Source organism: Dyella sp. 01N36 (assembly GCF_056399745.1).
Genome location: NZ_JBFTRY010000164.1, coordinates 1 through 7,735, shown reverse-complemented (window position 1 = coordinate 7,735; position 7,735 = coordinate 1). Strand labels below are relative to the sequence as shown.

7 protein-coding genes, 1 tRNA gene and 1 other RNA gene are annotated in these 7,735 nt (G+C 63.7%); 3 read left to right on the top strand and 6 right to left on the bottom strand.

Going from position 1 to position 7,735, the window contains the following annotated elements; all coding sequences use genetic code 11:
• From dnaX to AC1DMG_RS17730, 6 genes are all read right to left on the bottom strand, one after another.
• The coding region (gene dnaX, locus AC1DMG_RS17755; RefSeq protein WP_477180847.1) for a DNA polymerase III subunit gamma/tau at positions 1–1,210 on the bottom strand (1,210 nt) is incomplete at its 3' end.
• A 135-nt stretch (positions 1,211–1,345) separates the two neighbouring features.
• Positions 1,346–1,442: signal recognition particle sRNA small type (ffs, locus tag AC1DMG_RS17750), an RNA gene on the bottom strand.
• A gap of 60 nt (positions 1,443–1,502) precedes the next feature.
• Positions 1,503–1,595: transfer RNA gene (locus AC1DMG_RS17745), tRNA-Ser, on the bottom strand.
• A 101-nt stretch (positions 1,596–1,696) separates the two neighbouring features.
• The gene (locus AC1DMG_RS17740; protein WP_477175997.1) at positions 1,697–2,200 is read right to left on the bottom strand and encodes a DinB family protein; all 504 of its coding nucleotides are present in this window, start codon (positions 2,198–2,200) and stop codon (positions 1,697–1,699) included.
• 24 nt (positions 2,201–2,224) lie between these two features.
• Complete coding sequence (locus AC1DMG_RS17735) at positions 2,225–2,983, bottom strand: MBL fold metallo-hydrolase (RefSeq protein WP_477175998.1); 759 nt, start codon at positions 2,981–2,983, stop codon at positions 2,225–2,227.
• Positions 2,980–3,705, bottom strand: a complete 726-nt coding sequence (locus AC1DMG_RS17730) for a 3-deoxy-D-manno-octulosonic acid kinase (protein ID WP_477175999.1) — start codon at positions 3,703–3,705, stop codon at positions 2,980–2,982. Before AC1DMG_RS17730 ends, AC1DMG_RS17735 begins: the two co-directional genes overlap by 4 nt.
• Before the next feature lie 56 nt (positions 3,706–3,761).
• On the opposite strand from AC1DMG_RS17730, the gene AC1DMG_RS17725 reads away from it, so the two are divergent.
• The 3 genes from AC1DMG_RS17725 to AC1DMG_RS17715 all read left to right on the top strand — a co-directional run bounded on the left by AC1DMG_RS17725 (position 3,762) and on the right by AC1DMG_RS17715 (position 7,657).
• A complete protein-coding gene (locus tag AC1DMG_RS17725; RefSeq protein ID WP_477176000.1) occupies positions 3,762–4,805 on the top strand; it encodes a glycosyltransferase family 9 protein in 1,044 nt (347 codons plus the stop codon).
• A 295-nt stretch (positions 4,806–5,100) separates the two neighbouring features.
• Positions 5,101–6,036, top strand: a complete 936-nt coding sequence (locus AC1DMG_RS17720) for a glycosyltransferase family 2 protein (protein ID WP_477178221.1) — start codon at positions 5,101–5,103, stop codon at positions 6,034–6,036.
• A gap of 1 nt (position 6,037) precedes the next feature.
• Positions 6,038–7,657, top strand: coding sequence for a hypothetical protein (locus AC1DMG_RS17715; RefSeq protein ID WP_477176002.1), 1,620 nt, complete (start codon positions 6,038–6,040; stop codon positions 7,655–7,657).
• Positions 7,658–7,735 lie beyond the last annotated feature (78 nt).

Sequence of the window (7,735 nt, the reverse complement as noted above, 5' to 3'; positions counted from 1 at the left end):
GCTCGGCGACGCTGGCCATGTGCATGCGTTCGTTGGCCACCGGTGCGGCGGCACGCGGCGGCGGCGTGGCCACGCGCGCGGCGACGCCCGCCGAAGGCCGTTCAGCCGGTGCGCCACCGCCATCGGCCGGACGAAACGCCAGCATGCGCAGCAGGGACATTTCAAAACCGGTACGCGCGTCGGGCGCCAAGGCCAGGTCGCGGCGACCGCTGGTGGCGATCTGGTAGTACAGCTGCACGTCTTCCGGCGCCAGCTGCTGGGCCAGATCGACCAGCGCGCTGTCGTCGTTGCCGTTCTCTTCCGGACGATAACCCGGCACCAGCTGGACCAGCTGGATGCGATGCAAGACGCTGGCGAGATCGTCCAGCACGCCGCCGAAATCCGGCGAGAACGAGGCGATGCGCGTGCACTCGGCCATCAGCGTGTCGCCATCACCGGCAGCCAGCGCCTGCAGCAGGCCAAGCACCTGTCCGCGCGCAACGCTGCCCAGCATGGCGCGCACGTCGTCGATGCGCAGCGAGCCACCGCCGTAGGCAATGGCCTGGTCGAGCAGCGAGAGACCGTCGCGCAATGAACCATCCGCGCCGCGCGCGAGTTCGACAATGGCTGCGTCTTCGTACGCGATGTTTTCCGCGCCAAGGATGTGGCGCATCTGGCCTGAGATCTGTTCCGGCAGCAGGCGCTTGAGATTGAACTTCAGGCAGCGCGACAGCACCGTCACCGGSAGCTTCTGCGGGTCGGTGGTGGCGAGSAGGAATTTGACGTGCGGSGGCGGCTCTTCCAGCGTCTTCAGCAWGGCGTTGAAGGCCGGCTTGGAGAGCATGTGCACTTCGTCGACCAGGTAAACCTTGAAGCGGCCGCGCGCCGGTGCGTACTGCGCGTTCTCGATCACCTCGCGCACATCGTCAACGCCGGTGTTGCTGGCCGCGTCGATCTCCAGCAGATCAACAAACCGGCCCTGGTCCACTGCCGTGCAGACCGCGCACTCGCCGCAGGGATCGGCCGATTCGCCGCGCTCACAGTTCAGCGACTTGGCGAAAATGCGTGCAATCGTGGTCTTGCCCACGCCGCGGGTGCCGGTGAACAGATAGGCGTGATGCATGCGACCGGTGTCGAGCGCATTGGTGAGCGCGCGCACCACATGCTCCTGCCCGACCAGTTCGGCGAACTTGCGGGGGCGCCACTTGCGAGCGAGTACCTGATAAGACATACCGTGCCTATCTTTGGGCGAAAGTCGATTGTGCCAAGTCGCGGACAGCAAGTCAGTAACGGCCGGCTCATCCAGCAGTATGACGCGACGGGATCGAAGGGGACTGAAAGATCGATGGGCCTGAAAAGGCGGCGGCCCTGCCAGYCACACCCCGGCACCCGAATCATTCGCTACCGTTGCTCCCTTCCGGGCCTGGCGGAATTTACGAACTATCGTCGCGGGGGGACCGACAGGGCCACCATAGAGACGTACATTGTGCGTCGGCTCAAGGCCGGCGCCAGGTTTCACTCACTGGCGGAGAGGGCGGGATTCGAACCCGCGATACGGGGATAAGCCGTATACACACTTTCCAGGCGTGCTCCTTCAACCACTCGGACACCTCTCCGCAATGGTGAAACCCCTTGCCAGCACCCTTGGGCCCCGGCAAAGAAGCGAGAGGATAGCGGGGCCGGGCCGTTCATACAAGATATCGACCCACCGCCAGGTTCATTCCTGGGACACATCCCGGAAGAAAACGGGCAAGTCGGTCGCCGGCGGCTTCACGGGCACCTGGTAGAACATATCCGCCACAAAACCGCGGTGATAGGTGGCGTGATTGACCACGTGCAGCACCATGTCCTCGCGGCTCATGCGCCCTTGCACGCCACCAATGAACTCAAAAGTGACGACCTCGGCGGCTTGCGCCGGCGTGAGCGAACTGGCGTACTCCAGATACCAGGCATTCATGGCCTGCTGGCGCGCCCGCAGCTCGTCGAACGGCAGCGGCTCGGGCGTGTTGCGACTGGTGTAGCCGTGCGGACGCCCCTGCAGGTGGGCCTGGAAGATGTCGTCAACCACCCAGCTATGACTGAGCGTGCGCAACATGTTCCCGAAAATGGTGGCGCGGGGCGCGGTGGAGGCGCCTTCCGGCAGTGCGGCCACGGCGTCATAGATCAGCTCGTCGGCCCAGGCTCGATAACGCAGCAGCTTGCGCAGGTGTGGCGTGGACATGGATCGGAAAGTCCTGCAGTGGGGTCAACCGGCTTCGGGACGCGGTGGCATCGGCGCAGGCAGGGCGACTCGCTCGCCTGTACGAGCCACGGTGTATCCCCGTGCAGCCAGTGCCTGTCCATCGGCCTGGCTGCCGTAGTGATACAACCGCAACCGCGCTTGCCATGCTTGTGGATATTCGCGCTCGATGTCGTCGATGCCGGTATGGGAGGGGTTGCCTACTAGACCGCAATCGTGGGCAATGAGTTCAGTGCCGGCCGCAACGCGGGCAAGCACCTCGGGAATCGGACGCGTATCACCCGTATAGGCAAAACTGCCCGCCAGCGCCACGCCGTAGGACGTGCCAGCCATGTGGTGGCGCGTGCCAAACACATCGAACCACAGCCCATCCAGCCAGAAGCCGCGCGTGCACGGAACCAGCCGGAAGGCCTCCCAGAAATTGACGCCGCCTTCGGCCAGYACGTTCGGATAATCCGCCACGCGCGCCTGCAGCCAGGGCAGCAATGCGGCATGCACGAACACCTGCGTGCGTCCCCGCCACTGCTCGTCGAACCACAGGCGGAAGAACAGCCGCTCCATGCCGCCAATGTGATCCATATGCGTATGCGTGATGTAGAGCGCACGCGGCGGCTCCCCATACGCGGCGACGTAACGATCCAGCGTGTCCGGACCGCAATCGATCAGCAGCAGCGGCTTGCCGTCGCGCTCAAGCACGACCGCCGAGGAACCAAGTTCCACGGCATGCGCCGCACCCACACCCAGGAAATGCAGGGACCAGTTCATGCTCTCAGCGTACGCTCGTAGCGATAAATCAGGGGTTTCCACAACTGCTCGTCGAATGCGGCCTCGCCTTGTGCGGCCGCACCCAGCTTCAGCAGCGAACGGCGCAGGCGTTGCAGATTGGCCTGCTGCCAGCTCTCGGCGGGTTCGCGCAGACAGCCGCGGTCAAAATCGATCAGGTAAAGCTCATCGCTCGTCACCAGCACATTGTGGGCATTGAGGTCGGCATGCCAGATGCCGGCGCGATGAAAACGCGCCACCAGCGCGCCCACCAGCTCGGCCATTTCACCGTCCAGTTGCCCAGCTGCCAGACACTCGGCCAGCGTTTGCGCATGGGCGATGCGGCGGGTGATCAGGTCGGCGGTATAGAACCAGCCATGACGCTGGTAACGGCAGGCGACCGGCTGCGCGCTGGGCAGTCCGCGCGAGGCAATGAAGCCCAGCAGGCGGAATTCCGCGAAGCAACGCGTGTGCTGCGCGCCGCGCCAGAAGTAGCGGTCGCCCATCAGCTTGGCCACCATGCCGCCGCGCCGATAGTGCCGCAGCACGCATTCACCCGCCGAGGTCTGGATGATGGCCACGCCGCCGCGACCACCCGCTTGCTGGCGCAAGCCACCGCGTTCGCGCCATGCTTCGGGCTCGAACCAATCGTCTTCGACTTGTGGGGACACCGCGGCGTCGAACAGAATCACACCAGCGGCGTTCTCGCGAATTCGTTCCTGCATCGCCCTCTGCGCTTCAGACGCCCGCCCCGAGCCCTAAGTCCGATGATTCTAGCCTAATGCCCACGCCTGCCTCGATCTGCCTGCTCCGCACCTCCGCCATCGGCGACGTCACCCACGTCGTGCCGCTGGTGCGCACCCTCCAGGCGGCGTGGCCCCAGGCCGAGCTGAGCTGGATCGTGGGCAAGCTCGAGCGCAAGCTGGTGGGCGACCTGCCCGGCGTCAACTTCGTCACCTTCGACAAGGGCGCGGGCCTGGCCGGCATGAGGGCCGTCGGCGCGGCTCTGAAGGGGCAACGCTTTGACGCCCTGCTGCAGATGCAGGTGGCGCTGCGCTCCAACCTGCTGAGCCTGTTCATCAAGGCCGATCGCCGCATCGGCTATGACCACGCCCGCGCCAAGGATGGTCACGGCCTGGTGATCGGCGAACGCATACCCGCTCGCACCGGCGAACACGTGCTGGACGCGATGGGCAGCTTCTGCGAACCCCTGGGCCTCAAGCAGACCCAGGTGCGCTGGGATATTCCCATCCCCGAGGAAGCCCATGCCTGGGCCGCCCAACAACTGCCCGGCGATCAACCAACCCTGCTGGTCAGCCCCACTTCCAGCCATACGGTGCGCAACTGGCGCCCCGAGCGCTACGCCGCCGTGATGGACCACGCCGCAGCAAAAGACTGGCGCGTAGTGCTGGTAGGCGGGCCATCTGCTCTCGAGCGCAGCATGGCCGACGCCGTGCTCGCGGCCTGCCGCCATGCGCCACTCGACCTCACCGGCAAGGACACGCTGAAAAAGATGATGGCCATGCTGGTGCGCGCACCGATCCTGCTGACTCCCGACTCCGGCCCCATGCACATGGCCAATGCCGTCGGCTGCAAAGTGCTGGGCCTGCACGCCGCCAGCAACCCGAACCGTTCGGGGCCTTATTCCGACCGCCGCTGGTGCGTGGACAAATACAACGAAGCCTCGCTCGCCTTTCTCGGCAAGCCCGCCAGCGACATACCCTGGGGCACCAAGATCGAGAAACCCGGCGTGATGGATCTGATCGCCGTCGATGAGGTGATCGATCGATTCGAGGCGTGTACAGAGCACCTTCGCCTGTCCTGAGGAACCCGCCCCTCCCTTGTAAGAGCGCACCCTGTGCGYGACGGCCCGATCGCGCCCGGCGGTCTGCCCGCAGCGGTCGCGCACAGGGTGCGCTCCTACAAGGGGTGATGTGCGATCCATTGGCGTGGCGGATCCGGGGCATTCTCCGGCAGATCCGCCGGAAATGACTGATGGCGCCGTACGGTCGAGGCAGACAAGGATGTAGCCGCCCAACCTGAAGCTGCCTGCACACCTCATTCCAGAGGTGCTCTGCACCCAGCCAAGGCACCTCACCGTATGGACGAGTCGCACACGGATGTCCCGCATCGCTGTTTTGATCCCCTGCTACAACGAAGTCCTCTCCGTCCCCGTCGTGATACGCGACTTCCAAGCCGCGTTGCCCGAAGCCCGCATCTACGTTTACGACAACAACTCCACCGACGGCACATGGGCCGCCGCGCGTGCAGCCAATGCTGTCGTCCGGCAACAGGACCTGCAGGGCAAGGGACATGTCATTCGCCGCATGTTTGCCGATGTGGACGCCGATATCTACGTGCTGGTCGACGGCGATGCCACCTATGACGCTGCTGATGCGCCCGTCATGATCCGGCGTTTATGCGACGAGCAGCTCGACATGATCGTGGGTTCGCGCGTGAGCGATGAACTGGAGGCCTATCGGCGCGGACATCGCTTCGGCAACTGGCTACTGACCCAGCTGACAGGACACATCTTCGGGCGCACTTTCACCGACATGCTTTCGGGTTACCGGGTGTTCTCGCGGCGCTTCGTGAAATCTTATCCAGCTCACGCCAGCGGATTTGAAGTGGAGACCGAGCTGACGGTTCATGCGCTTGAGCAACATATGCCCGTGGCCGAGCATCCGACCCGCTACGTGTCGCGCATGGATGGATCGCAAAGCAAGCTTAGTACCTGGATGGATGGTGGCCGCATCCTTTGGACCATCGTAAAGCTCACCAAGAACGGCAAACCTTTGGCCTTCTTTTCGATAGGCGCTGTCGCCTGTGCCGCGCTGTCGTTGGGTCTGGCCATCCCACTGTTCAGAACATTTCTTGAAACCGGCTTGGTCCCTCGTTTTCCGACGGCCGTGCTATGCGCTGCACTGGCGTTGCTGGCCGGTGGCCTGCTCGTCTGTGGGCTCATCCTTGATACGGTGACGCTGGGTCGACGAGAGCGGAAGCACTTGACGTATCTTGCCTATCCGTCGCCCCTTGGTAACGAAGAGCCGCGCTGAGATGGCCGCCCTGCTGAATCGAGGGCGGCGTCAGCTGCTCGTTTTCGCCTTGTGCCTGGCCTTTGGCGCAGGCCTTTCGGTTGGCCTCGGCCAGGATGCTCTCTGGGACACCAAGAACTATCACCTGTACAACGCCTGGGCCTTCCTTCACGACCGCTATGCCCAGGACATTGCCCCGGCGAGCATGCAGAGCTACTTCAATCCGCTCGCTGATCTGCCTTATTTTTGGCTGGCTCAAGGCCCCCTCCACGCCTGGCCGCGGACGCTTGCTGCCGTACAAGGCCTTTGGTTTGGCGCCTTGGTTTATCTGATTGCTGGAATCGCCCGTCAGCTTGCGCGGTTGCAGGAAAGGCCGTTCGGCCTGGCAGACATCTGTGCCGCACTGATCGGCGCCACAGGCACGATGGCGGTGTCGCAGGCAGGCAGCACCACCAACGAAATCCAGTTGGCGGTGTTGGTGCTGCTGGGTTTGTATGTACTCATCCGGGCACTGCCGCAGTGCGAAAACGCGGTTCGTCTAAAACCGGCGTTGTTCGCGGGCCTTTGCTGCGGCGTGGCCGCGGGCCTCAAGCCTACGGCGATGGTGTATCCACCGGCGCTGGCATTGGCACTGTTGGTCACGCTGGGCGTCCGGTCTCGAGTGGCCTGGCAAGTCACGGTCGTCTTTGGTGCAGGCGTCGTTGCCGCCTTCCTGGTCGCTTATGGCCCCTGGGGTCTACACCTTTATCGGGAGACCGGAAATCCCACTTTCCCCATGTTCAATCAGCTGTTTCATTCGGCACTGACGGCTGCAAGCGACGGGACCGACGGACGATTTCGACCGCGCACCCTGCTGCAATGGCTGTTCTATCCGTTCTTCTGGCTAAAGAAGCAGCGCGATATCGTGACGGAAGCAGCCTTCGCCGACTCGCGTTATGCACTTGCCATGCTTGCGCTGCTTGCCATCGGCCTTGCCCGCTGGTTTCGTCGATCACTTCGTTCAAAACAACACGATCGCGGCCTGCATCTGCTGGTCACCTTCACCAGCGCAAGTTATGTCCTCTGGCTAGCTTCGTTTTCCATACTTCGCTATGCGATCCCCATCGAGGCGCTCACCGGCATCCTGATGCTCAGCGCCATGTGGTCCTGGCGCCCTGCGGGAAGCCGCAGGATGCCGCTCCACCCTGCGGCAGGATTGCCACTCCTCCTGGCCATCCTCGCCATGACGACATACCCGAACTGGTGGCGCACCGCCTATGCCCAGCATGTACTGGAAGTCGATACCGGCACGGTCGAGCCGAATAGCCAAATCATCCTGGCGGGAACGCCGGACGCTTATCTCGCCCCCATGTTCCCGGGGAACGAAACGATCAGCTTTGTGGGGCTCAGTTGGTTTGTCCGCGCATCACAGGGATATGGCTTGTGGAGCCGGGTTCAGCAACGGCTTCGCGATCACCCGGGTCCACGCTATGTCGTGCTTCGCGACGACCCTTCGAACACGCTGGAGGAGGCTTTGATAGTGGAGATGCTTCCGGACTATCGCATCGCCGACTGCAGGGATATCCCGTCGAACCTGGAGATGGGTCGCAAGGGGAACAGCTACGCCCAGGGACTGCGCTTGTGTCGGCTGATTCGGGGATGAAGCCAGCGCCTTAAGCGATAGGAGAGGTGCGAACCCCGGTGGCATTAGGCAGATGTAGGAGCGCACCCTGTGCGCGAC

Excerpts from the sequence above, each read along its gene's own strand:
- AC1DMG_RS17740 (WP_477175997.1), bottom strand. The coding sequence starts at position 2,200 with ATGTCCACGCCACACCTGCGCAAGCTGCTGCGTTATCGAGCCTGGGCC.
- AC1DMG_RS17715 (WP_477176002.1), top strand. The coding sequence starts at position 6,038 with ATGGCCGCCCTGCTGAATCGAGGGCGGCGTCAGCTGCTCGTTTTCGCC.
- AC1DMG_RS17720 (WP_477178221.1), top strand. The coding sequence starts at position 5,101 with ATGTCCCGCATCGCTGTTTTGATCCCCTGCTACAACGAAGTCCTCTCC.
- AC1DMG_RS17730 (WP_477175999.1), bottom strand. The coding sequence starts at position 3,705 with ATGCAGGAACGAATTCGCGAGAACGCCGCTGGTGTGATTCTGTTCGAC.
- AC1DMG_RS17725 (WP_477176000.1), top strand. The coding sequence starts at position 3,762 with ATGCCCACGCCTGCCTCGATCTGCCTGCTCCGCACCTCCGCCATCGGC.